The sequence below is a fragment of the Ensifer sp. Root31 genome (genome assembly GCF_001424825.1).
In the GTDB taxonomy this organism is placed as follows: domain Bacteria; phylum Pseudomonadota; class Alphaproteobacteria; order Rhizobiales; family Rhizobiaceae; genus Ensifer; species Ensifer canadensis.
In genome coordinates, this window is the sequence record NZ_LMCO01000003.1 from 224,631 (window position 1) to 251,349 (window position 26,719).

Genomic DNA, 26,719 nt, shown 5'->3' on the forward strand with positions numbered 1-26,719 from the left:
GCTCATGCACGCCAGTAGTCGGCGGCACCGGCCGGCAAATGGGCCAATACGCGATCGAGCTTCGCTTCGTCGACGTTCTTCCGCAAGGCTGCCGCCACATCGGCAATTGCCGTATCCGGCGAAATATTGTGGTCTCCACGCAGCGCTTGCACTTCGAGCGTCATAGCCGTCCTTCCCGAAAACGGGCTCGTGGGTTCTTCGAGATCCCACTCGGCGATAAAGATCGCTCTTAGAACCGGCGGCAGCACGTCGGCAAACAGGATCGCATCCTCGACATCCAGGCGACGACGAAAGGTCTGCAGCACGGCCTGAACCATCGTATAGGCCTGGTTCGTCGTCTGGAGCCCTGAGATATCGCGGGCATCGGTGATGAAGCGGTCGAAATCGACCGAAGCCTGCCGATATTCCATCGGGATCGTCATCGCGTTCATCCGCCCTTTGGCCGCGGCTGCCAGTAGCGCCACGGCGCATACCAATGATGCCTGCCCTTCAGGCGCTCCGGCACCGGGTCGAACCCATGGGTTCCGCCCGGGCCACAACGCGCGACGCGAAAAAGCGTCATCCAACCACCGGCCCACAGGCCGTGGCGTGCGACTGCCTCATAGCCATATTCCGAACAGGTCGGCAGATGCCGGCAGGCATTGCCGATGAAACTGGAAAGGGTCAACTGATAGGCACGGATGAAGGCCATGCCAAGCAGGCGCCCCGGCGTCCTGCGGAAAGGACCGGACCAGTTGCGCCCGCCGCCCGCAGACTCAGAGCCAGCCATGGGCGGATGTTCGCAATGCGGATCCCGGCACATGGCTCAGACGGCCGTCGCCAGACGCCTGGCCTCGATCTGGCCGATCGCATCGACGACAGCATCGAAAGTGAGCATGGTCGAGGCGTGCCGGGCCTTGTAGTCCTTCACCGGCTTCAGGAACCGCATGTCCTCGAAACGGCCAGAGGGACCTTCCCCGTCGGCCTTCAGCATCGCCAGCATCTCGTCGCGGGCCTTTCGGATTTCGCTCGCCTGCGCGCCGACGACATGACGAGCCATGATCGACGACGATGCCTGCCCGAGCGCGCAAGCCTTGACGTCATGGGCAAAATCCGTGACCACGTCGCCGTCCATCTTCAGCCAGATCCGGACCTTCGAGCCGCAAAGCTTCGAATGCGCAACCGCTTCGGCATCGGCATTTTCCAGAACCCCGATACGCGGGATATTGCCGGCGAAGTCGAGAATACGATTGTTGTAAATGTCATCCATCATTTGACGCGATCCGGCTGATTTTTCGCGGTTTTGGGTGATCGGCGCATGATTTTCTCCTATAGGCAGGAAAAAAGCACGACGCAGTCCCCTCGGCCTCTTTCATCTCTGTGGCACCATACTATATGCTATGTCGTGTTGGGGCGACAGTTCCGCAAGAGGATCAAAATGTCGCCTGTTGTTTGGGAAACCGTGCCGGACGGTCCATTGCACTGCTAAGCAAGGACCAGAAAGCCCCGGAGCCCGCCGACGGAACCCAAGCCTGCAGGGTTAGGCGAATGGCCAGTGGCGAGTTGTCCGAAAGATAAAACGTCAAGCAATCCCCGTATTGCGCAAAGAGGCCATTATGGATGCCATAGTGAAGAATTTCCCCGTGCTCGACAATGCGAGCGACCGGCCGACGCAAAAAGAGGCCGAGGACGCCGTGCGCGTTCTGCTGCGCTGGGCAGGTGATGATCCGAGTCGCGAGGGCCTGTTGGATACGCCGGCACGCGTAGCCAAGTCCTACCGCGAGCTTTTCAGTGGTTACGATCTCGCAGCCGAAGACGTGCTCGGCCGGACCTTCGAAGAGGTTGCCGGCTACGACGACATGGTGCTGGTCAAGGACATTCCGTTCTATTCCCATTGCGAACACCACATGGTGCCAATCATCGGAAGGGCGCACGTCGCCTATCTGCCGAATGGAAGGGTTCTTGGGCTTTCGAAGATCGCCCGCGTGGTCGATATCTATGGTCGCCGGCTGCAGACGCAGGAATCGATGACGGCCCAGATCGCCAAGGCGATCGACGAGTCGCTGGCGCCCCGCGGGGTCGCGGTGATGATCGAGGCTGAACATATGTGCATGGCGATGCGCGGCGTTCAGAAGCAAGGCTCGACAACGCTGACCACCACATTTACGGGTACTTTCCAGACCGAACCGGCCGAACAGGCCCGTTTCATGACGATGCTGCGGGGCTTCAAGTAAGGCTCCTACCAACGGAGCCTTTCATGACGCTCACATTCGAGACCCCCTCCTCCAACAATGCCGAACTGGAAAACGGTCCGGCCTTCACGCCCCGCTTCGATGAAAAGGGGCTGATCACCGCCGTCGTCACCGACGCACGCGACGGCGAGTTGCTGATGGTCGCGCACATGAACGCCGAAGCGCTGGCGCTGACGATCGAGACCGGCGTCGCCCACTATTACAGCCGCTCCCGAAAGAGCCTCTGGAAGAAGGGCGAGAGCTCCGGCAATCTTCAGACGGTGAAAGAGATTCGCACCGATTGCGACCAGGACGCCATCTGGCTCAAGGTGTCGGTCGCCGGACACGACGCAACCTGCCACACCGGCCGCCGCTCCTGCTTCTATCGAACGGTCGGCACCGATGGCGGCCGTGCTACCGTTACGATCACCGACGACATCAGGCATTTCGACCCGACCGAGGTTTATGACAAAAATTAAGCATTGCGCATCTTTTTGGGGCGGGTGCATACTGCGTTGATATTTTGGTAACCCAGCGGGCGCCTAATCCTTCGGCAAGGATGCAGTTTCCCTGGGAACGGCCGCAAGCCGGGTAACATTGCAAACTGTAGTGAATGTTTATCGGCCCCGCCGCACGCGGCGACAGGATCGATGGTAATCTGAATAACGGTGCCAGTCTTTCAGCGATGAATAAGGACAAGGCCGGCACCAGCGCCGGCTTGGCAGGTTTTCCTCCAGACAAGTGCGCTCAAAATTATTGCGTCGTTCCAGGATCGAATCTGGTCTTCGGAAGTTTGAGTCAATGCATGGAGCGCCACGACGCCCTTCGCGCATTCTGAAGGACGTGTTGCGCTGCCACGTGTTCGGCGGTGTTGGAGGTGCCGGATGTTGAACTGGACTTTTACGCGTAGCAGCCAGATTGCCGACCTGACCGACCCGGACGGGTCATCACTCTCGACAACACCATCTGAACCCGCCGTGCCGCCCAGACCGCCCAAGATCGCAATCGCGCTCGGCGGCGGCGCCGCTCGCGGCTGGGCCCATATCGGCGTGCTCAGAGCGCTCGACGAAGAAGGCATCGAGGTCGGCATGATCGCCGGTACCTCCATCGGCGCTCTTGTCGGTGGCTGTTATCTCGCCGGCAAGCTCGATGAACTGGAAGCATTTGCCCGGTCACTGACTGTACGACGCATTGCCGGCCTGCTCGATTTCGCCATCGGCGGCGGCGGCCTCTTCGGTGGGCTGCGCTTGACCAAGCGCATGCAGGAGCATCTCAAGGGCCTAAGCATCGAGAGCCTCGACCGACCGTTCATTGCGGTTGCAACCGAGGTGCATAGCGGCCACGAAGTCTGGCTGGAAAAGGGCTCTCTGATCACCGCCATCCGCGCGTCCTATGCCCTTCCCGGCATCTTCGAGCCGATCAATGCCAACGGCCGGACATTAATGGACGGCGCACTGGTCAACCCCGTACCGGTTTCGGTATGCCGTGCGCATGAACAGCAGCTCGTCGTTGCCGTGAACCTTAACTACGATCTCTATGGCCGCTCTGCCGTGGTCAAACACAGCGCCGGCACAGAGACCCTGGATATGCCGGCCATCAACGAGCCGACGCACCACTCGGCGCGCATGGGCATGACCAGCGTCATGGTTCAGGCCTTCAACATCATTCAGGATCGCATCTCGCGTGCGCGCCTTGCCGGCGATCCTCCGGATCTGGCCCTCCATCCGAAGCTCAACGACATCGGGCTCTCGGAATTCCACCGCGCCGGAGAGGCGATTGATCGCGGCTATCAGGAAGCGAAAGCCAAGCTCGCCGAAATCCGCCGGATGCAGGAAGTCCTGGTTCGCTGACAACGGGCGCAATGCCAGGTTTCCGCGTTGCTCCAAGGGATTGCTGTACCGGTCGCACATTTAGCGATGGCGGAAAGTGCCAGCGCGCGTTCAGCACGACTGTTCGAGATTGCGCCGCAGACGGACAACAAAAGGGCGGCGGAAACCGCCCCTTTCAATTATCCAGCTATATAGGCCTTGATGTGCTCGGCCTCTTGCTCCATCGCGCGAATGTGATGCTTGATCACGTCACCGATCGAAATAATGCCGGCCAGGTGCCCATTCGTTTCAACTGGCAGATGACGGGCTCGCAGCTTGCTCATCATTTCCATCAGCGTATCGACGGACATTTCCTCGGTGCAGCAATAGACGTTCTGCCACATCACGGCCGAGACCGGCTTCTCCAGACAGGCAGCGCCATGTTTGGCAATGGCGGCGACGATATCGCGCTCGGTCAGGATGCCGGTGATCTGATCATCCGCATCGATGATGATCACTGCGCCGATATGATTGTCACGCAGAAGGACTGCGGCCTGTTGAACCGTCATGCGAGGACCGACGGTCACGACGTTCCGGCCCTTTTCATTGAGTATCGCTTTTACTGACATGCACACTTCTCCCCGTTGCGACGACGCCGGGTCGGCGGGGAAGGTTCCAGCCTGTCGTGTGCGGCACAGTCGGGCAACGGAACCTATACCCACTCCGGTACCTGCAAGGCTGACGCGTCGCTCCTCAGAAACGCGCTATACCTTTGAGCACCCGGCCTTCACGGGCCGCACCGTCCATGGACAATATCGGCCGTTTCAAATGGTGCGCCAGCGTTCCCGGGAAATCAAGCGTTCTGACAATGATCGCAACAGGATCGGTGCGTTCTCAATCGCGTGGGTCGAACAACGCGAACAGGAGGAAGCCAAAGAGGAAACCGCCGATATGCGCTTCCCACGCCACGCTGTCGGCTCCGCCAGGCGTGAACATGCCGAACCCGACGAGGAAATTCGTCAGGAACCAGATGCCGCTGAAAACGACGACTGAGCGATTGGAGAGCGCCTCGCTGAAGGAAAGCCTGCGATTGAGGTGGGCGAACTGCCGACTGATGCGGCCGCTTGGCGAAAACACGAATCGCGCCGCGCCACCCATGAAGCCCGAAACGACCCCCGAGGCGCCGACCACGACGATCATCTCGCCCCAGTGAAATACTGTGTGAAGTGCTACGGCAGCGGCGGCCGAAAGAGCCCAGAAGAGAGCCAGCCGCGCCATGCCGATGCGCCGGGCCACCGGTGCCCCAAAGGCAACCATCCAGAAGATATTGAAGATCAGGTGCTCCCAGCTTCCGTGCAGGAACGAATACGTCACCGGGCTCCAGAGCCACGCAAGGCTCTGCTCGGCAAGCGGATGATCATAGCGCGCTGGAAGGAAGGCGAAGTTCAGGATGATATCCTGGTCGAGACTGCTCGAGAAGACATAGGTGCGAAGCGCATGAATAGCGACGAGGAACAACAGGATGCACGTCAGCCCCGCCGGCAGGTTGAATGCGGGCTCGTGCGTGCGCTGGACGGCGCCTTCCCGCTCCGCCTCCGGTGGCGTCGCTGCCTGATCTCGTTCCATGGCTGCTGCTCTCTTCCGTCCGCATGTCCGTTTCAATCCGACCCAGTCGGCCGGGCAATTGCGCATCGCCGGACAGCGCGCCCAGCCATAAGCAAACAAAAAAAGACCGTCCAGTAAAAACTGAACGGTCGGTGAGCTCCCAATACCCAGAGCTCAAAATCTGTGCCGAAGGCAATCCTTCGTGAAGTGATGTTCATTCAGGTGCCAGCCCGCTGCGGCCGAAGCAATCGAAACCGTTTGTTAACCTTAATTTCCAGGTGGCACGGAATTCGCTCTGTCATCAGGACAACCGGTATGAGCGGTCGAATTTGTGCCGGATCGGCACACAGATCGCGCGAAATGGAATGAACGACATCATGCGCAGCAAGACATCAACGCAGTTGTTCCAGTATTGGAACCTCATTCGTGGCGACCGTGAACTACCGCGTCGCGACGAAATCGAACCGTCGGCCATCCGGACACTCCTGCCTGAGCTCTTCATCCTCGAGAGGGACAGTTTCGCCAGTATAAAATTCCGCCTGGCTGGAACGCATGTCTGCGCCCTCTTCGGCCAGGAACTGCGCGGCCAGCAGTTCGGTACACTCTGGTTCGGGACCCAGGCTGGCAGAACGCTTCAAGTCAGCACGCAGGTGATGGCACGACACGTGCCCGTCATGCTGTCGGCGATTGCACTGACGGAAGACAGGAGAGAATTGGAGATCGAGGCTCTGCTCCTTCCCCTCGCCTCCAACGAAGGTCACAGTGACCGCATTCTCGGTTCTCTCTCACCATTGTCGCGCCCGTACTGGTTGCACGCCGCACCGGTCAGCGGTCTCGATGTTAGGGGCCTCAGAGTGCTCGATCCGGATCGGACGGCGGCGCTCCTAAGGGAACCGGCCATGGACGAGGCATTTTCTCCCGGAATCCGGCAGGTGCAACACTTGCGCGTCTTCGAGGGCGGCCGCGACGCCTGACAAACGCCTGTGCCAAGATCCGCGCAGCCACCAACCGCAGGGCGAACATTCTATTAACCGGACCGCACTATGCTTTGCCTGCCAAGATACGTCATGCAGAGTGATCATGTTCTCGTTCCAGCAAGCTCAAAATACCGGTCCGAAGCCGCACCAGGAAGGCGCATTTCAGCGCGTCTCGGTGAACCTTACCGGGCGACTGATGCTTGCCAACCACGACGAATTCGACTGCACCGCCGTCGACATGTCACCGGGTGACGTGCTTCTGTTATCGCCAGCCCGCCCACGTGCCGGCGAACGCATCATTGCCTACATCGATCACGTCGGCCGGCTCGAAGGCACCGTGTCTCGGCTCGCCGAAAACGCCTTCGTCATCCAGCTCAACGCCACGGAGCGCAAGCGCGAGAAGCTTGCGGCGCAATTGACGTGGATTGCCAACAAGCACGAACTCGGCCTTCCCGAAGATCGTCGCCACGATCGTCTTGCTCCGCGCAAGACGCTGACCGAGCTGACGCTCGATACCGGTGCCAAGTATCCCTGCCGCATCATCGACCTTTCGATGTCCGGCGCCGCGGTGGACATTGAAAACCGCCCCCCGATCGGCACGCAAATCAAGCTCGGCAACATGAAGGGCAAGATTGTCCGTCATTTCCAGGAAGGCGTTGCCATCGAATTCTCGGGCGTCCAGTCCCGCGAAGCCCTGACGGAATTCCTCTAAACCGCGTCGCGGCCTCTACGGCGCCGCGCGTCAACGCGCAAAGGACGCTGCAGCACTTTAAATCTGCTGCATGATTCTCTCCTTGAATCGATTCCGATTTAAGGATTTAAGCAGTCGTATCCGCGGACTGCGCCTCAAACTCTTGTGATGCGCATGACGTTATCGCAAAATCGCTGCGTTCGTTTGCGCGATAGCGCTTTGGGCGATTTCGGCCGCCGCCTCAACGGCATTGCCAGCCCTCAATCGTGACGCTTCGTCCTCGGCGGCATCCGTATGCGGCCGAGCATAATCGGCAACGCCGACGCGGTAGACCGCCCTGGATCGGGGCTATTCCGGCCCAACACTCTCGACGATCGAACCGATGTTTCCGCGCGTCCGTTCCGACCGCGGCGCCTTGTTGCTCCATTTCAGCACAGCCCGTGGCTCCCTTTGCCGATTTTCGGCACAACTTTTTTCAAATAATTTTTCTCCGTATTTTCGCTCGTCGCGTTGATTTCACGTTGAAATCAAGCATTGCGGCCAAACGCAAAGTGGCGAAATTGCCCCTCCCCGACACATCCAGCTGCCGCCATGCACCCGGGCATTGGCACGCTATCCGTCGATATGCGCTCACAAAACCCCACTCTTGCAACCATTTAGATGCTTAACAGATTCCACTTGCGTGCTCGACGGCCGTTCAAGATCGATAAAATTTGAATCAAATTCGACTAAAATATATCTCAAAATCTGTTCTTATTTTATTCTGATACGATTTTCATTTGTACTTTGTTTTACCTCGCATATTCGCCAGCGATAAAAATGTCCGTGCCATTGTCGAACCATAACGGGGAGACAATCATGCTCAAGACAATCACCAAGATGATCGCTGTCGCCGCACTTTTGACCGGCGGCCTGGTCGAAGGCGCAATGGCCCTTCCGGCGAACATGACCGTGACCGGTGCGACCAACCCGCCGATCGGCCACTATGAGTTCTGCAAGATCAATCCGGGCGAATGCCGCTCGAACGGCGCCGATCGCGGCCCGATGGTCCTGACGCGCGAAAGCTGGCAGAAAATTCTCGAGGTCAACTACGACGTCAACCAGGCGGTCACGCCGATGACCGACATGGAAATCCACGGCGTCGAGGAAAAGTGGTCCTACCCGGACAGCGTCGGCGACTGCGAAGACTACGTTTTGCTGAAGCGCCGCAAACTCATCGAAAGCGGCTTCGCCGGCTCTGACCTTTTGATCACTGTCGTCCTTCAGCCGAATGGCGATGGCCACGCGGTCCTGACCGTGCGCACCGATCGCGGCGACTTCATCCTCGACAACATGCGCAACAAAGTGCTGCTGTGGTCGGATACCGAATACACATACCTCAAGCGGCAGTCGACCGAACATGCTGGCCGCTGGGTCAAGCTGCAGGATGGCCGCACGGTCGCAGTCGGCAGCGTCCGCACCCAGTAACCCTCACAGAATGACCGCGGCGTGGTTGGGTGATTTCCCGCGCCGCGATCAGTTATCCGGGCTTCGGTCAGTCCCATCCCCGTTTCAGACCAGGCCCTGGCCGGTTCCGCTGTCCCTCGGAGCCGGCTTTCTTGTTCTCGGCCACCCCAGCGCGCCGAGATCAGGCGCGCACAAGCGGAAGACGCGCCTATTTAATCGAAAATTAACCACCTTCGACCAGCGTCAGGCAAGCCACCCCTGCCAGAGTCCAACTTGCGCTGCCGACCGACCAGCGGCAGCTGAACCGCCACATATCGCGCGGCTACCGCGACGGGACGCCCCATCGATGAGCACCTCTTCCAACGGGAACTCGGAGCCGGAACTCAGCCCGCTCCTTTCGAGGCGCTTCGTCTACAAGATCACCGCGGTCGTTGTCCTGCTTGCCGCGATCACCGCCGCACTTTCCCTGTCGGGGCGTTGGTTCGGGGAAAACCTCGCACTGGCCGGCCACACGTCAAGCCTCGTGCCCTACGATATCTTCATCGGTCAGGATCACCTACGCCTGCCCGCCAACGTCATTCGCTTTGAAAACCAGCGGGCGACGTCGATCGCCGAACGGGTCGACGTTTACGTGACATGGCCAGCGCTCGAGGGGTACAGCGACGACAACCGCAACCTCTTCAATGACGTCAGCCGTCCGGAGGCCCTGATCTTCTTGCAGATCGCGCAGAGCACGATGTCGCGCGACATGTCCGGTCGGCTCGACCCCATCTACACCCAGGTCTTCGAGGGCGCCACAGGCCCTGGCCCCAATGGGTTGACGCGGCACGGCGTCAAGGCGACGTCGAGCTATGCCGGCGAGGCCTTCTTCACAGCTGCGCGTGGAAAGGAGCCACCCTACGTCGTGCGCTGTCTGGAGCCTCGCGCGAACGAGGCCTCCACGAGTGCGGACTGCCAGCGCGATATTCATGCCGGCAAGGATCTCGTCGTCCTTTACCGCTTCTCCCGCAATCTGCTGCCGCAATGGCGCGAAATCGACAATGCTGTGGGTGGCTTCGTGAAAAGCCATCTCGTGCCCTGATTTTGTCCAAGTGGTGTGATGCTGGCTTGTGCGCCGCACCATTGCGCTACACCGGTATCACCTCTGTACAAATGCGTCCGATTCCGGAAACCAATCATTCATCATAAACCGATTGGTAACGCTATGCCGATACTGTCTCAGGAACGGTCGTTCCCGGAGGCGGCGTCCGGACAACACCCATGACATGAGAATGAAGAGCAGCGTAGTGTCCCAATCAGGTTTTCTTGATCTCGCGAAACGCCCGTTCGGCGCCTTTTCAAAGATGGTAGGACGGATCGTCCTTGCGGGCGCCGTCGCATCGGTTGCCTTCGCAGCACCCGCTTTGGCCAACCCGAAGTATTCGGGCATCGTCGTCGACGCGAAAACCGGCAAGGTTCTCTACGGCGAAGATGCCGACGAGTTGCGCTACCCCGCTTCGCTGACCAAGATGATGACGCTTTATCTGGCGTTCGAGGCGCTCGAAGCCGGTCGGATCAGCAAGTCAACGCCTGTTCCCTTCTCCAAGAACGCTTCCGCCGAACCGCCTTCGAAGCTCGGCGTGCGCGCGGGGCAATCGATCACGGTCGAGCAGGCGATCCTGTCGCTCGTCACCCGTTCCGCCAATGACGCCTCGACGGCGCTTGGCGAACTGCTGGGTGGCTCGGAGCAGCGTTTTGCCCGCATGATGACCAACAAGGCGCGTGCGCTCGGCATGACCCGCACCACCTATCGCAACGCCAACGGCCTGCCGAATACCGAACAGCGCACCACGGCCCGCGATCAGGCACGCCTCGGCCTCGCGCTTCGCCAGCATTTTCCACAGTATTACGATTACTTCTCCACGCGCAGCTTCCGCTTCGGCAAGCAGACGATCGGCAACCACAATCGCCTGCTTGGCAATGTGCGTGGCGTCGATGGCATCAAGACAGGCTACACCCGTGCCTCAGGCTTCAACCTGGTGACCTCTGCTCAACTCGAGGGTCGCAGCATCGTCGCCGTCGTCATGGGCGGCACCTCTGGCGCCAGCCGTGACGCCCAGATGCGTCGCCTGGTGGCAAAGTACATGCCGGCGGCATCGCGCCGCGGCGGTGGCAACCTGATCGCTGAAACCGCACCGACGCCGGTTGCGCCTGTCGCCGAAGAGCCTATCGCTGTCGCGCAGGTCGCGGAAACGCCGGTCTCCAGCCCGGTCGCAGCTGCCGCTGGCCTCGACCTGCCGAACACCGGACCGGTTCCGTCCGTGCGCTACAGTGGCGAAAATACCAACAGCGTGCAGATGGCCTATGCCGGCACCAAGCGCGCATCGGACAACCCGGTCCTGTCGCCGAAGATCGTCCCCAATACGCTTGACGCCCAGAGCATCAAGCTGTCGCGTCAGCCGGTTGCCGCAGGCATGGTCGACGGTCAGATCACCAACTCCGTTCCCAAGCGCGAGCCGGTCGCAGCCGAAGCCGAGCCGCAGGCTGTACCGCAGCCCCAGGGTTGGGTCATCCAGATCGGTGCGACGCCGGACAAGGAACAGGCCATGACCCTGCTCGGCAACGCCAAGGACAAGGGTGGCAAGGCGCTCAGCAAGGCAACGCCCTTTACGGTCGCCTTCAGCAATGGCGGTGCTCAGCTCTACCGCGCTCGTTTTGGCGGGTTCGACGACCAGAATGCAGCGGTAAACGCATGCAAGACGTTGAAGAAGAAAGGCATTTCCTGCTGGGCTGCCCAGCAGTAGACGGCATTTAGTTTCGGTGGCCGATCTGTTAGTCCGACCACCCTCCTCGGTTTTGTAAAGCGTACGAGGTTAGTTATGGCAATGAACGAGAATGTTCCGGGTGTCACTCCCTTGCCCGGGCGACGGGCGAAACCGTCGCGCATCAATCTGCATCCGCTGCATGAGGCAGCGATGCGCATTGCCGATCTCGGTCTGAACCGCCCGAAGGCGAAGACCAAGGATCTGGTAGGCATGCTCTTGACCCATGGTGCACGCGCCTGGCGCTCGACACAGCCACGCGCCGGCATCCATCTTCACGTGACGGCACCCGGTCGTCGCCACCCGCTGAAGATGCGCATCCTTTGAATAGACTGAGATTGAAAGGCGGCTTCGGCCGCCTTTTTCGTCTGGCCACAGCGCCGCGCGTCTTATTAGACGCGCAAAGGTCGCTGCAGCGCTTTGAATTGCTGCATGTTTTTATCCTTAAATCGAATAGGATTTAAGGAAACATGCAGTTGAGCGCTCCGTCCTAAACGGAGCCATTGAAGCGTTCTATTTCTTTGGTTCTTCGCGTTTCCTGGCGGAAAACCGCTTCGCACTCTTCCTGGAAAGGCTCTTAGAGCAGACCGAGTTCGGCAAGCTCGCGCCGGAGCTCGAGAGGCATTTCGGCCCCATCGCCCGAAAGCGACGCCAGATCTCGAGGCGCTTCGTTAGCCTTGAGATAGCGCCAGCCCTGGAAGGCCCGACGCGGCTGCAGCTCCGTTTCAACGACTTCGGGTCCGAGCAGCAGATTGCAGCGACCGATCCCCTCACCGTCCGTAAAGGTTTCGATACCGATCAGCGGTTGGCGCGCCTGAACCTGACCCTTGATGACCCAATAGAGCGAGCCGCCTTCCAGCAGCTCGTCCATGCGTTTCGGCACCATTCGGGTGGTGTGGTATGAATGCGGTTCAAGGCCGGCGGCAATCGCAGCCAGGGCCTTGCGCGAAACCCATTCGCGCAGATCATCGATCGATTCCGCTCCGACGCAGAGCTTTATGAGATGCAGAGACATGGCTGTTTTTGAACACCCGTCCGGCCGTCACGGTCAAGCGAATTGCGCAGCGTCATCCACAATCGTTCGTGCGCCGCTCAACATTCGACGACATTGACCGCCAGGCCGCCGGTGGACGTTTCCTTGTATTTCTCGTTCATGTCGACGCCGGTCTGGCGCATGGTTTCGATGCAGGCATCGAGCGGCACGAAATGCTGACCATCGCCCTTGAGCGCCAGCGACGCTGCAGTAACGGCCTTGACGGCGCCGAGTGCGTTTCGTTCGATGCAAGGCACCTGTACCAGGCCGGCGACCGGATCGCAGGTCATGCCGAGATGATGTTCGAGCGCGATCTCGGCGGCGTTTTCGATCTGCTCCGGAGAACCGCCCATGACAGCAGCAAGGCCCGCTGCCGCCATGGCCGAGGCCGAACCGACCTCGCCCTGACAGCCGACTTCGGCGCCTGAAATGGAGGCGTTGTGTTTGATGATACCGCCGATGGCAGCTGCCGTCAGCAGATAGTCGCGAACGCCGTCCTGATCGGCATCGTCGTGGAAATGCATGTAATAGCGGATGGTCGCCGGAACGACGCCGGCGGCACCGTTCGTCGGCGACGTCACAACGCGGCCGCCGGCGGCGTTTTCTTCGTTCACCGCCATGGCGTAGACGCTCAACCAGTCGTTGGCGAGCAGCGGGTTGATCTTGTTGGAGCGCCACTCTTCCTGCAGCTTGTCGTGAATGGAGCGGGCGCGCCGGCGCACCTTGAGACCACCGGGCATGATGCCGTCCTGGCTAAGGCCGCGGTCGATGCAGCTGCTCATTGCGCCCCAGATGCGGTCGAGCCCCTCATTCAGTTCCTGCGGCGACATGGTGGTTTCTTCGTTTGCCCGCTTCATCTGCGCGATGGTCATGCCGGAGCGGGCGGCCATGTCGAGCATTTCCTGGGCAGTGCTGAAGGGGAACGGGACCTTGACGCCAGCAGGCTTGTTCTTGGAAGCGCGCATCGCTTCGAGTTCCGTATCGGTCACGACGAAACCGCCACCGATCGAATAGTAGATGCGCTTGAGCAGAAGGCGGCCGTCCTTGTCGAAGGCCGAAAAGGACATGCCGTTGGCGTGGCCTGGCAAGGGCACCTTCTTGTCGAAGATCAGATCGGTCTTCGGCTGAAATTCGTAAGATGGATGGCCCGGCGGCGTTATGCGCCCGGTGCGCTCGACGTCGTCGATCAGTGCATCCATGCGGTCGGGGTCGACGCGATCGGGACGCTCGCCGACAAGCCCGAGCACAACCGCCCTGCCCGAACCATGGCCGATGCCGGTGTGGGCAAGCGAGCCGTGCAGGCTGACCTTGATGGCGGCGACGGAGGCATGCGACGGACGCGGCCATTCGTCGGACAGGATGAGTTCGAGAAAGCGATTGGCGGCCGACATCGGGCCCATCGTATGCGAACTCGAAGGACCAATGCCGATCTTGAAGACGTCGAAGACGGAAAGAAACATGAATTGCCTGCCCGGAGCCTGAACATATGCCGCCGGCCCATCGCCGGATGCGGTCATATGCATGATTGCACAGTCGATACAAACTCGATCCCTCCTCAGGACCGAAGCAATACCGTCACCCTTAGATATAGGATCAAACTCTAAGCCATCCTATCCCTGTCGATCAGGCGATCAACCGACATAAGTTCCCGTTGGTGCGACATTGCGCCGACGATTCGGTCCGCAGCCGCCCGAACCCGCGATACGACTGCCCGGAATCAAAACAGCGCGGCTTCCGGGAAGCCGCGCTGTCAATCAGAGGACTTTTGGGTATCAAAGGCCGCCGAAAAGATAAGCAAGAACAAGAACGCCAGCGAAACCGGCTACGGCGCGAGCAGTCACGCCCCAGCAAGACTTCTGTATTGTATTGTCCATGATGTCTCCGAAAAACTCTCAACGGCTGCGGGCCACACATCAAGGGCCCGTGCATGGCGCAATCCATACTGAAGAAAGTGTAAAGACGCAACGGTGAAATATGGCGAAAAGGTGACAGGGGCGCATCCGCACTCCGGTCAACACAGCAAACGTTGGGGTTCGCGCATTTTTGCGGGAAGAAATTCCGCCGCAATTTCATCACACTAGTTGATGCAGCGCCGATTCTCCACAGGCGCGCCCACCTTGCAATTTCCAAAAGCCATGCCAAAAACACGTGTATGACCTTCGAAGATTACATAGCACTTACCGTGTTCATCCTGCTGTGGGCCGGCTTCAGCTGGGCAACAGACGGTACCCGTGGCTTCAAACGCATCAGTCTCACGCGGCTGATGAACGAGCATCGTGGCCGGTGGATTCGCAATTCGCTCAACCGAGACCTGAAAATGATCGACACCCAGATCATCGCCGGGCTGCAGGCGGGCACCGCCTTCTTCGCTTCGACAACAATCTTTGCGCTCGGCGGCTGCTTCGCTCTCTTGGGCGCGACCGAGCAGGTGCAGATGATCTTCGCCGACATGCCCTATGTCTTCCACGGGGGCCGAACGGCCTTCGAGCTGAAGGTCGCCGGGCTCACCTGCCTCTTCGGCTATTCCTTCTTCAAGTTCGGCTGGTCCTATCGCCTGTTCAACTACTGCTCGATCCTCATGGGCGGCATACCGATGACGGCGGACATGATACGCGACCGGCACGCCGCCGAGATCGCGGCCGAACGCGCGGTGCGCATGAACGTGCTCGCCGCAAAGCACTTCAATGCCGGTCTCAGGGCGATCTTCCTGTCGATCGGCTATCTCGGCTGGTTCATCAGCCCCTACGCCTTCGTCGGCCTGACAATCTTCGTCATTTTCGTTCTGACCCGCCGGCAGTTCTTCTCGGAGGCGCGCGCGGCCCTGTTGGAAGACGCCGCCCGCTAACTGCTCGCGCCACGCGTCTCGGATATCTCAGGACGGGAATCCAGCCGTATATTCCATTTCCAAGCAATCAAAGCCGGTCTGGCGCAAGCCTGACCTGCCAATCTCATTGGCGCCAACAGGATGGCGAACACCATGTCCGATAGCAACATGACCTCAACCGCTGAACCGCAACCAACGACGAGCGCCCATCGCCGGCTCGTCTTTATCGATGTGCTGCGCGGCCTGGCACTGGTGGCCATGGCGCTTTACCATTTCGTCTGGGATCTGGAATTCTTTGGCTATGTCGCGGCTGGGACCGCCGGTACCGGCGGGTGGAAGATTTTTGCGCGCCTGATCGCCAGCAGCTTCCTGTTTCTGGCGGGCTACAGCCTCGTGCTCGGGCAACGGCCGAGGATACGTTTCGATGCCTTCATGCGTCGTTTTGCCAAGATTGCCGGCGCGGCCGCGGTTATCAGCATTGCGACCTGGTTCGCCTTCCCCAACACCTTCATATTTTTCGGGATCCTCCATTCGATTGCCGCGGCGAGCCTCGTCGGCCTTCTCTTCCTGCCGCTTCCGGCAATCGTTTCGTTCGTGGCTGCAGCCGCCGCCTTTGCCGCTCCGCTCTATCTCCGCTCTGCGATCTTCGACGCACCCTATCTCTGGTGGGTCGGCCTTTCCGAAACGATTCCGCGCTCGAACGACTACGTGCCGCTGCTGCCGTGGCTCGCACCGTTCCTCCTCGGTCTCGGCACCGCAAAGCTTGTGCATGCACGCCTGATGGCATGGCTTGCCAAGCGCCCGGTGAACGACGGAAAGAGACGGCTGTGGACGAAAGCGCTGATCTTCGGGGGGCGTCACAGTCTGGCCATATACCTCCTCCACCAGCCGCTGCTCATCGGATTGGTCTATCTCTTCTCACTGGTCTCGCCGCCGACACTGCCGGATCCCAAGCAGGCCTACCGCACCAACTGCGTCGAGGCCTGCGGCCGTGGCAATCCGGCCGTGCCTTGTGACGCCTTTTGCGGATGTACGCTCGACCGTCTGGTGGAACAGAACCTGTTCGACGACCTGAACAGGGGAAAGATCAACGTGAACACGGATGAACGCATTGCGCGAATCGCCGGCCAGTGCACAATGGACGTGCAATCAGGGGACTAGGACATGAATGCCTATCGTGCCAAGCCGCTGAGTTTCCCATGGCCGGCCCTGCTCTACGGGACCGCCACCCTCGCAGCCTTGCTGCTTGCACGATATTCGCCCATCCCGGTGGTTCATGGCCACGGCTGGGTGCCTTGGATTTCGGGCGCCATCCTTGTCGCGACAGCAATCTGGCTCGATCTCTGGGCCGTCAAGACGCTGCTGGATCGCCACACCGCCGTACTTCCGCAGCGGTGCGCCACGTGCCTTGTCACCTACGGACCGTTCCGCTTCACGCGCAATCCGATCTATCTCGGCTACACGCTGATGATGATCGGCTTTGGCCTGATCACACTCAATCCTTGGTTCTTCATCATGGCGATTGCGGCGGTGATGTTGACCACGATCTTCGCCATTCGCAACGAGGAGCGGCATCTGCTTTCGCGCTTCGGCTTCGAGTTCGAGCGCTACTGCCGGCATACGAGCCGCTGGATCTGATCGGCTGCTTATAGACAATAAAAAAGGCGGCCAAAGCCACCTTTTTAATCTTCATGCGCTGAATGGTACCCAATCAGGTGCCGACGCCGATCTCGGCGAGACGCGTCAGACATGCCTCCTCGACATTGTCTAGTTCGGTGAGCGTGTCCTCGATATCCTTGCGCTTCTGCCGGAGCTCTTCGCGCTTCGCCTCGACGCGGCTCATCAACAACTGCAGCTGACCAAGTTCGCCGGGCGGGTCCTTATAGACCTGAATGATCTCGCGGATCTCGGCGATCGTGAAACCGATGCGCCGACCCCGGAGAATCTCCTGTATCAACCGGCGATCCGCGGGGCGGAACATGCGGGTCCGTCCGCGACGCTCCGGATGAATGAGGCCCTCGTCCTCATAGAACCTCAGCGTTCGGGTCGAAATGCCGAATTCCCGCGTCAATTCGGTAATGCTATAGTACTTATTCACGCTGCCATTCCATGATTTCTTGACCATCACTATCGTTGACCTTGACGTAAAAGTCAAACAACCGGCAACGTCACGTGACGTGAAACCACCAGGTGGCGATACCGAGAAAACTGGAGAAGCCGGTGATATCGGTAATAGCCGTCACGAAGACGGCGGAGGAGACCGCCGGATCGGCGCCAAAGCGTTCCAAAAGGAGCGGAACCATGATGCCGGCAAGGGCCGCGGCCATCATGTTGATGAGCATCGCCGTGGCGATAATGCCGCCGATATTCGGATCCTGGAACCAGAGGCCGGCCAGAAGGCCGATCAGCGTGCCGAAGATCATGCCGTTCAAGAGACCCACCCCCGCTTCGCGCCGGATGATTCGTGGCGCGTTGTGAATGTCGAGGCCGCGGGTCGCAAGCGCGCGCACCGTCACGGTCATCGTCTGCGAGCCGGCATTGCCACCCATGCCCGCGACGATCGGCATGAGGATGGCAAGCGCCACGATCTGCTGGATCGTCGCATCGAAAAGGCCGATGACAGAGGCGGAGATACAGGCCGTCATCGAATTGATGAACAGCCACGGGACGCGTGAGCGGGAAGCGTCGGCGACCGAGTCCGACAACTCCTCATCGCCGACGCCGCTCAGACGCAGCAAGTCTTCCTCCGCCTCCTCCTGGATGACGTCGACGACATCGTCGATGGTCAAAACCCCGACGAGCCGGCCGTTGTCGTCCACCACAGCAGCCGAAAGAAGGTCGTATTGCTCGAAGAGCTGCGCCGCCTCTTCCTGATCCATCTCCGCTGGAATGGCATGGCTGGTATCGCGCATGATGGCGTCGACCTTGATCGAGCGCTTGGAGCGCAGAACCTTGTCTAGATCAACGGCACCCAGGAGCTTGAAGGTCGGATCGATGACGAAGATCTGCGTGAAACTTTCCGGAAGGTCCGCGTCCTCGCGCATATAGTCGATCGTCTGGCCGATGGTCCAGAACGGTGGCACCGCGACGAACTCCGTCTGCATGCGCCGGCCGGCTGTGCTCTCGGGATAATCAAGCGAACGACGCAAGCGAACGCGCTCGGTAAAGGGCAGCTTCGCCAGGATCTCGTCCTGGTCCTCTTGATCGAGATCCTCGAGAATGTAGACGGCATCATCCGAATCCATCTCGCCAAGCGCCTCGGCGATCTGCTCGTTGGGCAGATGCTCGACGATGTCGAGGCGAATGGCCTCGTCGACTTCGGTCAGCGACGAAAGATCGAAGTCCTTGCCAAGCAGCGAGACGAGCGCCAGGCGCTGTTCCGGCTGGATCGCCTCGAGCAGGTCGCCCATTTCGGACGAGTGCAGGCCGGCGACGTGTTGGCGGAGATAGATCGTGTCGCGGTCGGCAATCGCCGCGCCGACATGCATCAGGAAGTCGGAGCGCACCGAACCGTCTTCGGCATAGATGTCCGCCCCATCATAGGCGGGGATTTCTTCGGAATCGCGGTCGTCGTCGCCGGTATTGCTCATGAGCGCGCCCTCGAAACGATTGCCAACTTTCCAGCCCGCCAAGCGCGGTTCTGGAAAGGGTACATCACTGCCGGTTTTGCCGCCCAGATCTTCCTCTCAGAATTGGGCCTTACAGCCCTGCTAGCGCAAAGCCTTGCCGAGGTCCACATCGCAGACGCGGACGTCGCCACTGCGGCAACAGATTTATTCAAGCTGTTGCAAAGACATGGGAAACGCTCGTGCGCACGCGCAGTCGACATCGACGGGGCGATCGGATAGCACTATGCGGCCGCAGCCGAGGAGCTTCAGATGGCGATCCACCCCATCCTTCGTTTTCCAGATTCGTTGCTGAGCCGGGAAGCAAAGACCGTCGAAGAGTTCGACGCCGCCTTGCGTGCGCTTGCGGACGACCTCCTCGACACGATGCGCGCGGCACCGGGGATCGGTATCACCGCGCCGCACATAGGCATCCTGCAGCGATTGACAGTGATCGAACTCGACCGCGAAAGTGGTGTGCGTATCTTCGTCAATCCCGAGATCGTCTCGCACTCGACCAACATGGTCAAACATGCCGAAGGCAGCGTTTCGATGCCGGGAATTTCCGAAGACGTCGAGCGCCCCGGGATGGTGCGCGTTCGGTACCAGACACTCGACGGTACGCCTGTCGAGGAAGACGCTGACGGCCTGATGGCGGTCTGTCTCCAGCACGAGATCGACCAGCTCGACGGCATTTTCTGGATCCAGCGCCTGTCGCGACTGAAGCGGGAGCGCGCCGTCAAGAAGTTCGAGAAACCACAAGCGAGTTGGCGCGAAACTGACCTGGCGAGCGCCGTCCACCGAGGAGATCGAGCAGACTGCAGTATATCAATCGAACCCGAGCTTTTCGTCCCAGGACCAAATGTCTAGTGTCAAACACAGGTTTTCAATCAAGGATCAGCCTATGAGACCGACGCATGTCGCAATCCTCGCCCTTCTCGCTCTGGCGGGATGCAACACCGCCCCCCCCAACCTCGAGCCGTTACCGGGCAGCCTCACCTACGGCGAGACAGGTCCAATGCGAAAGACGCAGGCGGCGCCGGGTACGATGATTCAGAACCGCTTCTTGCACCAGGGCACCATGGTCTACGAAACCTACGAAGTTCAACCCGATCACAGCTACAAGCTCGTGCGTCGCAGTGTCGCCGACACCTGGTCGAACTGAACATCACGTTTCATGCTGAAATGACATATGAAGCCGGGCCGCCAATTCGTTGGCGTTCCGGCTTCTCTTATCCCTGGCCAATGACCGGGCGATTTGCCTCAAGACGGAACATTGTTGTTCTATGCCCGTTGTTTACGATGACAACAACGGAGGTCATCCGATGAGCAAATATCTGGATGAGCGAGGCGATCCTATCTCAGCAACACATGATCCCGACCGGGAGGACTTTACGGCGCGCGAAAGCCGTCAGGGTCCGCTGGGTGTGCGTGTTCTGGCAATCCTCGGTGCTGGCCTGTTTCTGGCGCTGCTTGTGTGGGGAGGCACCGAAATCTGGAGCGAAAACAGCGATAGCGAACGGACCACGGCAGTCGACCAGATCCAACCGCAACCATCACCGGAGCACACCGGCAGCATCGACAACAAGCAGGGCCGGATACCGGCACCGACGAATACCGCGCCGACCGCAGGTTCAAGCACCGGCGACGAAACACAACAAGTTTCGCCCGACGGCACGGTTAAATGACAGCAGCTGCCGGTTCGGGCTTTCGCCGAGTAACGAAGGTGCCGCAAAGAGCGCCTATCCTCGAAAGAGAAGCTCGAAGACCGGTTGAAGCGCGATAGGCGAAAGCTTGGGGAAGCTGGACAATGAACAATCCAGCTTTCGAGGAGCGGAGCGCGCGCCAAGCATCTCCGCCGGTCACCCCTTGCGCGGATCGCAAAGCGCAAGCGTAACCGCGACTTCCGTTATTCCCCCCTCGCAATTCCCTCCCTCGCACTTTTCGGGTTACCAGCGAAGTCGGATGTTCTGGCGGGCGGCAGTCGGCTGACACTGCAGGGTGAGACGCGCAGCAGAATACGCCGCGCCTTTATTGTCGCCCGATCCAAACCACGAGTTGCCAAAAGCAACTGAATATTAGAAGTTTATTAACGCGCGACCAAAAGGTTTCTGCGGCCTGACGAGATTGCAGGGCATGACGACTGCCTCTTCCCCCGAGCCTGCCCATCACAGCAACGCCAACATATGCCGGGGCTGCTGGGATCAGATGCGCGTACCTATCCCGATCCGCGGCCCGCTTGCCCTTCCCTTCCGCGCATTCGGCATCACCCGAAGCAAGATGAATCCAAACATCTGCACGATCTGCGAACGCTCCTTCCGTTACGTCAAGAAGCAACGCCACATAACCACCCGCGCTACCATCCTGTTTGCAGATATGCGGGGGTTCACGCATCTGTCGGAGCGGATCGAAGCGCTTGAGCTGAGCGAAATTGTCAGCCTTTTCCAGGATCGCTGCGCGCAGGCGGTTTGGGCGCATGACGGCATCGTCAACAAGCAGATGGGCGACGGCCTGATGGCGATCTTCAACTTCCCGATCGAGATAAAGGATCATGCTCGTGCTGCGATCAAGGCGGCGATGGATATACAGCGACATCACGCAGCCCTGGACGGCTCGAACCTGGTCCTCGAAGGCACCCTTGGTCATACGCTCGGCGTTGGTGTCGGCATCCATACCGGCGATGTCGAGATTGGCGAATTCTCAAGCTTCCGCAGCGATTTCACCGCAATCGGCGGCACCGTCAATCAGGCTGCAAGGCTCGAATCCCAGGCCGGTGCCGGCGAGATCCTGGTATCAGCGGAGACGGCCGCCCAAGCGCCGGACTTCATCGATGGCTCCGAGACCCGTCTGCTTTCGCTGAAGGGCATCGAGCACCCGGTGCAGGCGAACGTACTCAAGACAAGGTGACTATAGACGGTCGGCTAAGCCGTTTCTCACTGTTGGCGCAACCAGCCAATTTTCTGCCGAATCGCTGCCGCAAGCTCCGGCGGCCGCTCGCCGTCGATCAAGCCTTCCACATCTTCACCCAAATGCGCCTTGCCTGTCGAAGGGAGCGCTCCATCTGACCTTCCGCACCGGTACCGATCTCGCGTTGCGCCAGACGCACCAGCAAGCGGTTCGCGATCAGCCGGACGACGGTGATCAGAGCACCTCCGTCTATGGCGACCGGTGCGCAGCCGGCATTGCTGGCTGCGTTGGCAGAGGCTTCCATGAGCAGTGCATATCTCGAAACCTAACGCTCAGGATAGCAATCTATTGCTGGCAAGTGCGTCAAAATTGTCGATGGTGTATTTCGGTAGCTCTGAAGGAAACCCTTAGTGGATGAAGGAAACCCTTAGTGGATAACAATTTACGCCGCGTCGTGCTCATCGTCGCCTTATTGAACCTAGGCTACTTCGGGGTTGAATTCTTCGTTGCGCTTGCCATCGGCTCCGTTTCCCTCTTGGCCGATAGTGTCGACTTTCTCGAAGACACGTCCGTGAACATCCTGATCTTCTTTGCGCTCACCTGGACAGCGCGGAGCCGTGCACGTGTCGGTATGGCGATGGCATTCATTCTTCTGGTCCCCGCGCTGGCCTTCTTATGGACGGCTTGGGCGAAGTTCATGGATCCAATCCCGCCTGAGCCCTTTGCACTATCCCTGACTGGCTTTGGCGCTCTCCTGATCAACCTGTTCTGTGCATACCTTCTCGCCGCGTACCGCCATGGAAGCGGCAGCCTCACGCGGGCGGCATTCCTGTCTGCCCGCAATGACGCCTTTGCCAATGTCGCCATCATCGGCGCGGGCCTGGCGACGGCTTACCTGTGGCAGTCGGCTTGGCCGGATTTAATTGTTGGGCTGGGGATCGCACTGATGAACCTGGATGCAGCGCGGGAAGTCTGGGAAGCTGCGCGCGAGGAACACGACGCCGTGGCGTAATTCGTACGAATTGAAGCCGGAAACTCGCGCTTGGTGCAATGGAACGAACAGATGTCCCACGCATGGTCCCGACGTGGGACACCGTTGCGCTAAGTATAGGGATAAAAACAAAAAAACCTGCCGAAGCAGGTTTTCTTTGGTGCGGTCGAGATGTTTCGATTTCCCGCCGCCTCACATATATTTCAATCAGTTACAGTAATATTTTCGCCATCTGTAGTGCATTTTGTGGTGCGTTTTATCGATCTGATCGGCGCCCCGTCAAATCGCCATTTCAAGTGTGCACCTGACGGATTTCCGTGACAAGTTCACAAGAGCTTCGGATTTGGATCCTCGCTATTGCGCTGCCCCGGATCTTCAGCGACCTCCTCAACCGCCGAGGGGCCACTTTGAGGCACGACGGCCGTCCCGGCAGCCCGTCTTCCAATCGAAGGCCCCCCTGCAGCCTCAAAGTCCGTACTCAAGAGAGCGGGACGCTTGACGCCGGCGAAATCGGCGAACACACCGATGATCGACTTCACCTCGACGTTAAGCGTCGTAAGGTCGGAACGGCTCCGCATATGGGCTCGCATCTCCAGTTCCCGTGCCGCTTTGAAGAGGAGAGCAGCGTTTTGCTCCTTACCAAAAAACTCCGCGATTATCTCTGCTCGGACATCAGCGAACATTTGGTGGAAAGCGTCGCTGGTCTGGCGGGCTAGCACTCGCCCATTCTTCATTCCACTGGCCATTACGTTAAGCACTGTATCTATACTGTGCTTAACGCGACCATCACCGGCGTCGCCATAGGTCACGCCTGCGTAGAGCTGCCGATACCTCTCTTGTGGATCTTCGAACGCCAACCCCGCAAGCGCCGCGTCCAATGCCATGCAGGCAAGTCCAGCAGATAGAAATGCGCCACGTAGGGCTTGCTCCCGATGGTGGGGCCTGGTTGCGGCGCGCTCCGCGAAGAACCGAAACGAACTTAAAGCTTTGTTGAAAGCTGGATACGGCGCCAGACTTGCAGCCGCCGATTTGGCGGACGCGATCTGCTTCACCCAATCCCCATCCTGCTTCTGTGCGGGATAAGACTGGATATTTTCGAGGAATTCCTCGAGCGTCAATCGATCCTGGAGGAAGTCTTCATCCGCCCAATGGCGCAAGAAGCCTGCTGTCAACAGAACAACTTTATGCTGAAGCGCGAAACGTTTGGCCTTTGGGCTATTGTCCGTGGTGGCAACAATCGCTCGGTCACATCCCAGAGCAAGCTGCAAACCACGCGTCCACATAACTCTCTCGAATGCCTTTGGCGACTTCTTGTCCTTGACGTCCACGAGCGATCGCGTGCGTACGCCTCCACCTTGCCTGCCATAAATCCAAACATCGACATCGGTAACGTCTTCATTCTCGAATTGAATAGGGACGCTGCGAAGCGCAACGAACCCTTGACTGGCAAAGTACGCCCGCACCAATTCTTCAAGACCTGCACCCTTAGCCACAGCGTTACTCCCCGCTTCTCAAGCTGTCCAAGGTATCGAGGACGAACCGCCGGTCGGCGATGTCATTTCTTTTGCGCACTTCATTTCTGGTCACGTGGGGTCCCTTAAACGCACGGGCCGGCGATCCATCCATAAGTACGGCCTCCTCGGCCGCCGCACCACCTCGGACAATTGTCAACGCAAGTTCGCCCACATCCTTCTTAAGAAGACGCATGGTGTAGCGCCCCGAACTCCGCTCCGTCACCTCTACAACCTGACGTGCTTCCAGCTCGCGATAATCCTCGCCGATGGCTCGAACGCCGTTCTTTCCCACCGATTCGCCTCTAACGAGCTTACGAATTAGAGCAGACGGCATCGTGATCTGCCCCCGAACGTGATGACTCCTGGTCTGGCCGTAGGTCAACGACGCAATTAGTGCTTTGGCATCATCGATCGGATCCTCTTCAAACGGCCGGCCAAACTTTTGAAAGTCATTAGGAGAAGCGATATAACCGACCGCCTCGGTGCTATTGCTAACTTCCATTCTATCAAAGACGCCAACGCTGATTAGTCTCCTATAGAGGTCCGGACCCAGAATTTTTTCGACCTCTGCGTCGTACATCGCGCCGCGAGCAGAGAGCTTTTCCTGCACTTCGGAAAGTCGGCTCCTCTCCGCCCCAGTGAGCTGCTCTAGAACCCGGTGTGCCTTTTGCGCGTACTTTCCATCCCGAAAGGTGTTCGAATTGAAGAGGATACCTTCGCCGCTGGTGCCCTCTTCATCAATCAGCCCGGTTCCCTTGGACACATCAATCAGAGATTTTGCGTCGGCGCGCTTAAGCCTATGCATGTCGGAGATATATTCCTCCGCCTCAGCGCGATCCACGGGCCTGTCGGAGACGCGCTCCGATAAGTCCAGGATCGCTTGCTCATCAGCGCTCGGATTCTGGTCCTCGAAGATTTCTGCTGTGGCCTCCAAGACGGCTGCCGTTGTGGCACCCAAAACGGCGATTGACCCGTCCCCGGCTACGTCAACGCGCCCCGCTTCTTCAAGCACTTTGAGCCCGTTTTGCCGAGCTGGCTTATCAATATCATTTAGCTGACACGCCATGTCGACGGTATGCCGAGATATCGTGAACGTGCTCTGCTCATCCGCGTGACGGCGGAGCAAGTTGTAGAGCCGCCCAATCTTACCGGAGTAGGAAACATTTTCTATTCGAGCGGCACCAGGACCATGATATCCGTCCAAGTTTTTCGATTGGGCCAGCAACCAAGCGCCTTTTGTTTTCTTTTCCATTTCTCTCGATTTCGCTATCTAAAATTGTGCTCGACTATACCCAGGCGAGAACAGAACGCTAGAGGCCTCGTACTTCGGCCTGCCCCGCTAATTCACTTTTCGGCGCAGGCCGTCCACAGCTCTTCCGCTCTGGCGGTGGCGGTGCTTACGGTTGAGGCATGTTTGCGACACCGGGCTCTTTCCCGTCCAGTATTAGAACCTCCCCAACATCCTTCCCACCGCCGCCGGCAACGGTGTAAGTCAGATCAACCCGCGCAATTGGGAACGCCGCAAAGATCTCACGGACTTCCGGCTTATCATTGAGCGAGATCATGAACCGCCCCTTGATCGTCGCCAGGTGCTCGGCCATCTCGGTGAACCGATCTCGCGTGAAGGCACCCTTCCCGTAATCGCTTTCGTTCCCGAAATACGGCGGATCGAGGTAGAAGAGCGCGCCAGGTCGATCGTAGCGATCGATGAAATCTCGCCAATCCAGGTTCTCGATGACCACGCCACTAAGTCGCTCGTGAACCTCTTCGAGGATGACGCCGAGCCGGCCGATGTTGAAACGGGCCGAGCCGGTGGTATCGACGCCGAAGGATCGACCCGCAATCTTGCCACCAAACGCGAGGCGCTGCAGATAGAGAAAACGCGCAGCGCGTTCGAGATCCGTCAACGTCGAAGGATCGGTCGCCGCCAGTCGTTCGAACTCACGACGCGACGAAAGCTGAAACTTCATCACTTCCATAAACTGCGGATAGTGCCGCTGCAGGATTCGAAACAGGGTGATGACGTCGCCGGAACGATCATTGATGACCTCCGCCTTCGGAATGAGCGATCGTCGCAGGAAGACGCCACCCATGCCGACAAAGGGCTCGGCATAGAGGTTATGCGGGATCTGTTCGAGCATCGAGGCGATGCGCGCCGCGAGTTGCTTTTTGCCGCCGAGGTAAGCCGCCGGCGGGGACACAGGGCGAACGCCCGTGAACTGAAAACTATCTTGCATTGTCGAGGACCATTTTTTCTGGCACACCGCCGAGCGCCTGCGCAGGCAGCGGGTGTGGCAATGATCCGAG

The 26,719-nt window shown here is 59.3% G+C and carries 30 protein-coding genes and 1 pseudogene; 18 read left to right on the forward strand and 13 right to left on the reverse strand.

The window, feature by feature from the left end; translation table 11 throughout:
- Nucleotides 1-2: 2 nt before the first annotated feature.
- The 3 genes from ASD00_RS05100 to ASD00_RS05110 are packed head-to-tail and all read right to left on the reverse strand — an operon-like array spanning nt 3 to nt 1,252.
- Entirely contained in the window at nt 3-431 is a 429-nt protein-coding gene (locus ASD00_RS05100) for a DUF2267 domain-containing protein (protein ID WP_025426729.1), read from the reverse strand.
- Complete coding sequence (yidD, locus tag ASD00_RS05105) at nt 428-802, reverse strand: membrane protein insertion efficiency factor YidD (protein ID WP_025426728.1); 375 nt, start codon at nt 800-802, stop codon at nt 428-430. The genes ASD00_RS05100 and yidD overlap by 4 nt, the downstream gene beginning before the upstream one ends.
- Nucleotides 803-805: 3 nt before the next feature.
- Nucleotides 806-1,252, reverse strand: coding sequence for an iron-sulfur cluster assembly scaffold protein (locus ASD00_RS05110; RefSeq protein WP_025426727.1), 447 nt, complete (start codon nt 1,250-1,252; stop codon nt 806-808).
- 343 nt (nt 1,253-1,595) lie between these two features.
- Between ASD00_RS05110 and folE the strand changes: the two genes are divergently transcribed.
- The 4 genes from folE to ASD00_RS05125 all read left to right on the forward strand — a co-directional run bounded on the left by folE (nt 1,596) and on the right by ASD00_RS05125 (nt 4,060).
- Nucleotides 1,596-2,213, forward strand: a complete 618-nt coding sequence (gene folE, locus ASD00_RS05115) for a GTP cyclohydrolase I FolE (RefSeq protein WP_025426726.1) — start codon at nt 1,596-1,598, stop codon at nt 2,211-2,213.
- A 23-nt stretch (nt 2,214-2,236) separates the two neighbouring features.
- Entirely contained in the window at nt 2,237-2,689 is a 453-nt protein-coding gene (gene hisI / locus ASD00_RS05120; protein WP_025426725.1) for a phosphoribosyl-AMP cyclohydrolase, read from the forward strand.
- Nucleotides 2,690-2,823: 134 nt separating this feature from the next.
- Complete coding sequence (locus tag ASD00_RS39730) at nt 2,824-3,048, forward strand: hypothetical protein (RefSeq protein WP_146160899.1); 225 nt, start codon at nt 2,824-2,826, stop codon at nt 3,046-3,048.
- Between the two features lie 46 nt (nt 3,049-3,094).
- Complete coding sequence (locus ASD00_RS05125) at nt 3,095-4,060, forward strand: patatin-like phospholipase family protein (RefSeq protein WP_025426724.1); 966 nt, start codon at nt 3,095-3,097, stop codon at nt 4,058-4,060.
- 158 nt (nt 4,061-4,218) lie between these two features.
- Here ASD00_RS05125 and ASD00_RS05130 read toward each other — a convergent pair whose 3' ends face one another.
- On the reverse strand, nt 4,219-4,647 hold the full coding sequence (locus tag ASD00_RS05130; RefSeq protein ID WP_025426723.1) for a CBS domain-containing protein: 429 nt from the start codon (nt 4,645-4,647) through the stop codon (nt 4,219-4,221).
- Between the two features lie 265 nt (nt 4,648-4,912).
- On the reverse strand, nt 4,913-5,644 hold the full coding sequence (locus ASD00_RS05135; protein ID WP_025426722.1) for a rhomboid family intramembrane serine protease: 732 nt from the start codon (nt 5,642-5,644) through the stop codon (nt 4,913-4,915).
- 344 nt (nt 5,645-5,988) lie between these two features.
- On the opposite strand from ASD00_RS05135, the gene ASD00_RS05140 reads away from it, so the two are divergent.
- The 6 genes from ASD00_RS05140 to ASD00_RS05165 all read left to right on the forward strand — a co-directional run bounded on the left by ASD00_RS05140 (nt 5,989) and on the right by ASD00_RS05165 (nt 11,865).
- Nucleotides 5,989-6,597 (forward strand): PAS domain-containing protein, encoded by a 609-nt coding sequence (locus ASD00_RS05140; RefSeq protein ID WP_051509159.1) that lies wholly within the window; start codon nt 5,989-5,991, stop codon nt 6,595-6,597.
- Between the two features lie 106 nt (nt 6,598-6,703).
- Nucleotides 6,704-7,312: a PilZ domain-containing protein gene (locus ASD00_RS05145; RefSeq protein ID WP_025426720.1), complete on the forward strand. Its 609-nt coding sequence runs from the start codon at nt 6,704-6,706 to the stop codon at nt 7,310-7,312.
- A gap of 837 nt (nt 7,313-8,149) precedes the next feature.
- Complete coding sequence (locus ASD00_RS05150; protein WP_025426719.1) at nt 8,150-8,758, forward strand: transglutaminase-like cysteine peptidase; 609 nt, start codon at nt 8,150-8,152, stop codon at nt 8,756-8,758.
- 325 nt (nt 8,759-9,083) lie between these two features.
- Entirely contained in the window at nt 9,084-9,818 is a 735-nt protein-coding gene (locus ASD00_RS05155; RefSeq protein ID WP_025426718.1) for a hypothetical protein, read from the forward strand.
- Nucleotides 9,819-10,002: 184 nt separating this feature from the next.
- Entirely contained in the window at nt 10,003-11,520 is a 1,518-nt protein-coding gene (locus ASD00_RS05160; RefSeq protein WP_057205111.1) for a D-alanyl-D-alanine carboxypeptidase, read from the forward strand.
- Between the two features lie 75 nt (nt 11,521-11,595).
- Nucleotides 11,596-11,865 carry a hypothetical protein gene (locus ASD00_RS05165; protein ID WP_025426716.1) on the forward strand — a complete coding sequence of 90 codons (270 nt, stop codon included), beginning with the start codon at nt 11,596-11,598 and terminating at the stop codon, nt 11,863-11,865.
- A 250-nt stretch (nt 11,866-12,115) separates the two neighbouring features.
- On the opposite strand, the gene ASD00_RS05170 is transcribed toward ASD00_RS05165, so the two are convergent.
- Nucleotides 12,116-12,553: a DUF1489 family protein gene (locus ASD00_RS05170; protein ID WP_025426715.1), complete on the reverse strand. Its 438-nt coding sequence runs from the start codon at nt 12,551-12,553 to the stop codon at nt 12,116-12,118.
- A gap of 77 nt (nt 12,554-12,630) precedes the next feature.
- The gene (locus tag ASD00_RS05175; protein ID WP_025426714.1) at nt 12,631-14,031 is read right to left on the reverse strand and encodes an L-serine ammonia-lyase; all 1,401 of its coding nucleotides are present in this window, start codon (nt 14,029-14,031) and stop codon (nt 12,631-12,633) included.
- Between the two features lie 692 nt (nt 14,032-14,723).
- On the opposite strand from ASD00_RS05175, the gene ASD00_RS05180 reads away from it, so the two are divergent.
- From ASD00_RS05180 to ASD00_RS05190, 3 genes are all read left to right on the forward strand, one after another.
- A complete protein-coding gene (locus ASD00_RS05180) occupies nt 14,724-15,416 on the forward strand; it encodes a DUF599 domain-containing protein (RefSeq protein WP_025426713.1) in 693 nt (230 codons plus the stop codon).
- 132 nt (nt 15,417-15,548) lie between these two features.
- Nucleotides 15,549-16,556 (forward strand): DUF1624 domain-containing protein, encoded by a 1,008-nt coding sequence (locus ASD00_RS05185; RefSeq protein WP_057205114.1) that lies wholly within the window; start codon nt 15,549-15,551, stop codon nt 16,554-16,556.
- Nucleotides 16,557-16,559: 3 nt separating this feature from the next.
- Nucleotides 16,560-17,033 carry an isoprenylcysteine carboxylmethyltransferase family protein gene (locus tag ASD00_RS05190; RefSeq protein WP_025426711.1) on the forward strand — a complete coding sequence of 158 codons (474 nt, stop codon included), beginning with the start codon at nt 16,560-16,562 and terminating at the stop codon, nt 17,031-17,033.
- A 73-nt stretch (nt 17,034-17,106) separates the two neighbouring features.
- Here ASD00_RS05190 and ASD00_RS05195 read toward each other — a convergent pair whose 3' ends face one another.
- Nucleotides 17,107-17,493: a MerR family DNA-binding transcriptional regulator gene (locus tag ASD00_RS05195; protein WP_025426710.1), complete on the reverse strand. Its 387-nt coding sequence runs from the start codon at nt 17,491-17,493 to the stop codon at nt 17,107-17,109.
- Between the two features lie 70 nt (nt 17,494-17,563).
- Complete coding sequence (gene mgtE / locus ASD00_RS05200; protein ID WP_025426709.1) at nt 17,564-18,985, reverse strand: magnesium transporter; 1,422 nt, start codon at nt 18,983-18,985, stop codon at nt 17,564-17,566.
- Nucleotides 18,986-19,273: 288 nt separating this feature from the next.
- Between mgtE and ASD00_RS05205 the strand changes: the two are divergent.
- The 4 genes and pseudogenes from ASD00_RS05205 to ASD00_RS05220 all read left to right on the forward strand — a co-directional run.
- Nucleotides 19,274-19,756 (forward strand): annotated as a pseudogene (locus ASD00_RS05205) (peptide deformylase); the annotation flags it as partial.
- A 148-nt stretch (nt 19,757-19,904) separates the two neighbouring features.
- On the forward strand, nt 19,905-20,165 hold the full coding sequence (locus ASD00_RS05210) for a hypothetical protein (protein ID WP_025426707.1): 261 nt from the start codon (nt 19,905-19,907) through the stop codon (nt 20,163-20,165).
- Between the two features lie 160 nt (nt 20,166-20,325).
- Nucleotides 20,326-20,688 (forward strand): hypothetical protein, encoded by a 363-nt coding sequence (locus ASD00_RS05215; RefSeq protein ID WP_025426706.1) that lies wholly within the window; start codon nt 20,326-20,328, stop codon nt 20,686-20,688.
- 448 nt (nt 20,689-21,136) lie between these two features.
- Nucleotides 21,137-21,907, forward strand: a complete 771-nt coding sequence (locus ASD00_RS05220; RefSeq protein WP_025426705.1) for an adenylate/guanylate cyclase domain-containing protein — start codon at nt 21,137-21,139, stop codon at nt 21,905-21,907.
- A 97-nt stretch (nt 21,908-22,004) separates the two neighbouring features.
- Here ASD00_RS05220 and ASD00_RS05225 read toward each other — a convergent pair whose 3' ends face one another.
- Nucleotides 22,005-22,211, reverse strand: coding sequence for a hypothetical protein (locus tag ASD00_RS05225; RefSeq protein WP_057205117.1), 207 nt, complete (start codon nt 22,209-22,211; stop codon nt 22,005-22,007).
- A 150-nt stretch (nt 22,212-22,361) separates the two neighbouring features.
- Between ASD00_RS05225 and ASD00_RS05230 the strand changes: the two genes are divergently transcribed.
- The gene (locus tag ASD00_RS05230) at nt 22,362-22,919 is read left to right on the forward strand and encodes a cation diffusion facilitator family transporter (RefSeq protein ID WP_239637568.1); all 558 of its coding nucleotides are present in this window, start codon (nt 22,362-22,364) and stop codon (nt 22,917-22,919) included.
- Nucleotides 22,920-23,224: 305 nt separating this feature from the next.
- Here ASD00_RS05230 and ASD00_RS05235 read toward each other — a convergent pair whose 3' ends face one another.
- The 3 genes from ASD00_RS05235 to ASD00_RS05245 all read right to left on the reverse strand — a co-directional run bounded on the left by ASD00_RS05235 (nt 23,225) and on the right by ASD00_RS05245 (nt 26,649).
- The gene (locus ASD00_RS05235) at nt 23,225-24,391 is read right to left on the reverse strand and encodes a restriction endonuclease (protein WP_057205120.1); all 1,167 of its coding nucleotides are present in this window, start codon (nt 24,389-24,391) and stop codon (nt 23,225-23,227) included.
- A 4-nt stretch (nt 24,392-24,395) separates the two neighbouring features.
- Nucleotides 24,396-25,664, reverse strand: a complete 1,269-nt coding sequence (locus ASD00_RS05240) for a hypothetical protein (RefSeq protein WP_057205123.1) — start codon at nt 25,662-25,664, stop codon at nt 24,396-24,398.
- A gap of 145 nt (nt 25,665-25,809) precedes the next feature.
- A complete protein-coding gene (locus ASD00_RS05245) occupies nt 25,810-26,649 on the reverse strand; it encodes a DNA adenine methylase (RefSeq protein WP_057205125.1) in 840 nt (279 codons plus the stop codon).
- Between the last annotated feature and the right edge of the window lie 70 nt (nt 26,650-26,719).

What these genes read in the sequence shown, in the direction of transcription:
- ASD00_RS05100 (WP_025426729.1), bottom strand. Translation starts at nt 431, where the DNA reads ATGAACGCGATGACGATCCCGATGGAATATCGGCAGGCTTCGGTCGAT.
- yidD (WP_025426728.1), bottom strand. Translation starts at nt 802, where the DNA reads ATGTGCCGGGATCCGCATTGCGAACATCCGCCCATGGCTGGCTCTGAG.
- ASD00_RS05110 (WP_025426727.1), bottom strand. Translation starts at nt 1,252, where the DNA reads ATGATGGATGACATTTACAACAATCGTATTCTCGACTTCGCCGGCAAT.
- folE (WP_025426726.1), top strand. Translation starts at nt 1,596, where the DNA reads ATGGATGCCATAGTGAAGAATTTCCCCGTGCTCGACAATGCGAGCGAC.
- hisI (WP_025426725.1), top strand. Translation starts at nt 2,237, where the DNA reads ATGACGCTCACATTCGAGACCCCCTCCTCCAACAATGCCGAACTGGAA.
- ASD00_RS39730 (WP_146160899.1), top strand. Translation starts at nt 2,824, where the DNA reads ATGTTTATCGGCCCCGCCGCACGCGGCGACAGGATCGATGGTAATCTG.
- ASD00_RS05125 (WP_025426724.1), top strand. Translation starts at nt 3,095, where the DNA reads ATGTTGAACTGGACTTTTACGCGTAGCAGCCAGATTGCCGACCTGACC.
- ASD00_RS05130 (WP_025426723.1), bottom strand. Translation starts at nt 4,647, where the DNA reads ATGTCAGTAAAAGCGATACTCAATGAAAAGGGCCGGAACGTCGTGACC.
- ASD00_RS05135 (WP_025426722.1), bottom strand. Translation starts at nt 5,644, where the DNA reads ATGGAACGAGATCAGGCAGCGACGCCACCGGAGGCGGAGCGGGAAGGC.
- ASD00_RS05140 (WP_051509159.1), top strand. Translation starts at nt 5,989, where the DNA reads ATGAACGACATCATGCGCAGCAAGACATCAACGCAGTTGTTCCAGTAT.
- ASD00_RS05145 (WP_025426720.1), top strand. Translation starts at nt 6,704, where the DNA reads ATGTTCTCGTTCCAGCAAGCTCAAAATACCGGTCCGAAGCCGCACCAG.
- ASD00_RS05150 (WP_025426719.1), top strand. Translation starts at nt 8,150, where the DNA reads ATGCTCAAGACAATCACCAAGATGATCGCTGTCGCCGCACTTTTGACC.
- ASD00_RS05155 (WP_025426718.1), top strand. Translation starts at nt 9,084, where the DNA reads ATGAGCACCTCTTCCAACGGGAACTCGGAGCCGGAACTCAGCCCGCTC.
- ASD00_RS05160 (WP_057205111.1), top strand. Translation starts at nt 10,003, where the DNA reads ATGAGAATGAAGAGCAGCGTAGTGTCCCAATCAGGTTTTCTTGATCTC.
- ASD00_RS05165 (WP_025426716.1), top strand. Translation starts at nt 11,596, where the DNA reads ATGGCAATGAACGAGAATGTTCCGGGTGTCACTCCCTTGCCCGGGCGA.
- ASD00_RS05170 (WP_025426715.1), bottom strand. Translation starts at nt 12,553, where the DNA reads ATGTCTCTGCATCTCATAAAGCTCTGCGTCGGAGCGGAATCGATCGAT.
- ASD00_RS05175 (WP_025426714.1), bottom strand. Translation starts at nt 14,031, where the DNA reads ATGTTTCTTTCCGTCTTCGACGTCTTCAAGATCGGCATTGGTCCTTCG.
- ASD00_RS05180 (WP_025426713.1), top strand. Translation starts at nt 14,724, where the DNA reads ATGACCTTCGAAGATTACATAGCACTTACCGTGTTCATCCTGCTGTGG.
- ASD00_RS05185 (WP_057205114.1), top strand. Translation starts at nt 15,549, where the DNA reads ATGTCCGATAGCAACATGACCTCAACCGCTGAACCGCAACCAACGACG.
- ASD00_RS05190 (WP_025426711.1), top strand. Translation starts at nt 16,560, where the DNA reads ATGAATGCCTATCGTGCCAAGCCGCTGAGTTTCCCATGGCCGGCCCTG.
- mgtE (WP_025426709.1), bottom strand. Translation starts at nt 18,985, where the DNA reads ATGAGCAATACCGGCGACGACGACCGCGATTCCGAAGAAATCCCCGCC.
- ASD00_RS05210 (WP_025426707.1), top strand. Translation starts at nt 19,905, where the DNA reads ATGAGACCGACGCATGTCGCAATCCTCGCCCTTCTCGCTCTGGCGGGA.
- ASD00_RS05215 (WP_025426706.1), top strand. Translation starts at nt 20,326, where the DNA reads ATGAGCAAATATCTGGATGAGCGAGGCGATCCTATCTCAGCAACACAT.
- ASD00_RS05220 (WP_025426705.1), top strand. Translation starts at nt 21,137, where the DNA reads ATGACGACTGCCTCTTCCCCCGAGCCTGCCCATCACAGCAACGCCAAC.
- ASD00_RS05225 (WP_057205117.1), bottom strand. Translation starts at nt 22,211, where the DNA reads ATGGAAGCCTCTGCCAACGCAGCCAGCAATGCCGGCTGCGCACCGGTC.
- ASD00_RS05240 (WP_057205123.1), bottom strand. Translation starts at nt 25,664, where the DNA reads ATGGAAAAGAAAACAAAAGGCGCTTGGTTGCTGGCCCAATCGAAAAAC.
- ASD00_RS05245 (WP_057205125.1), bottom strand. Translation starts at nt 26,649, where the DNA reads ATGCAAGATAGTTTTCAGTTCACGGGCGTTCGCCCTGTGTCCCCGCCG.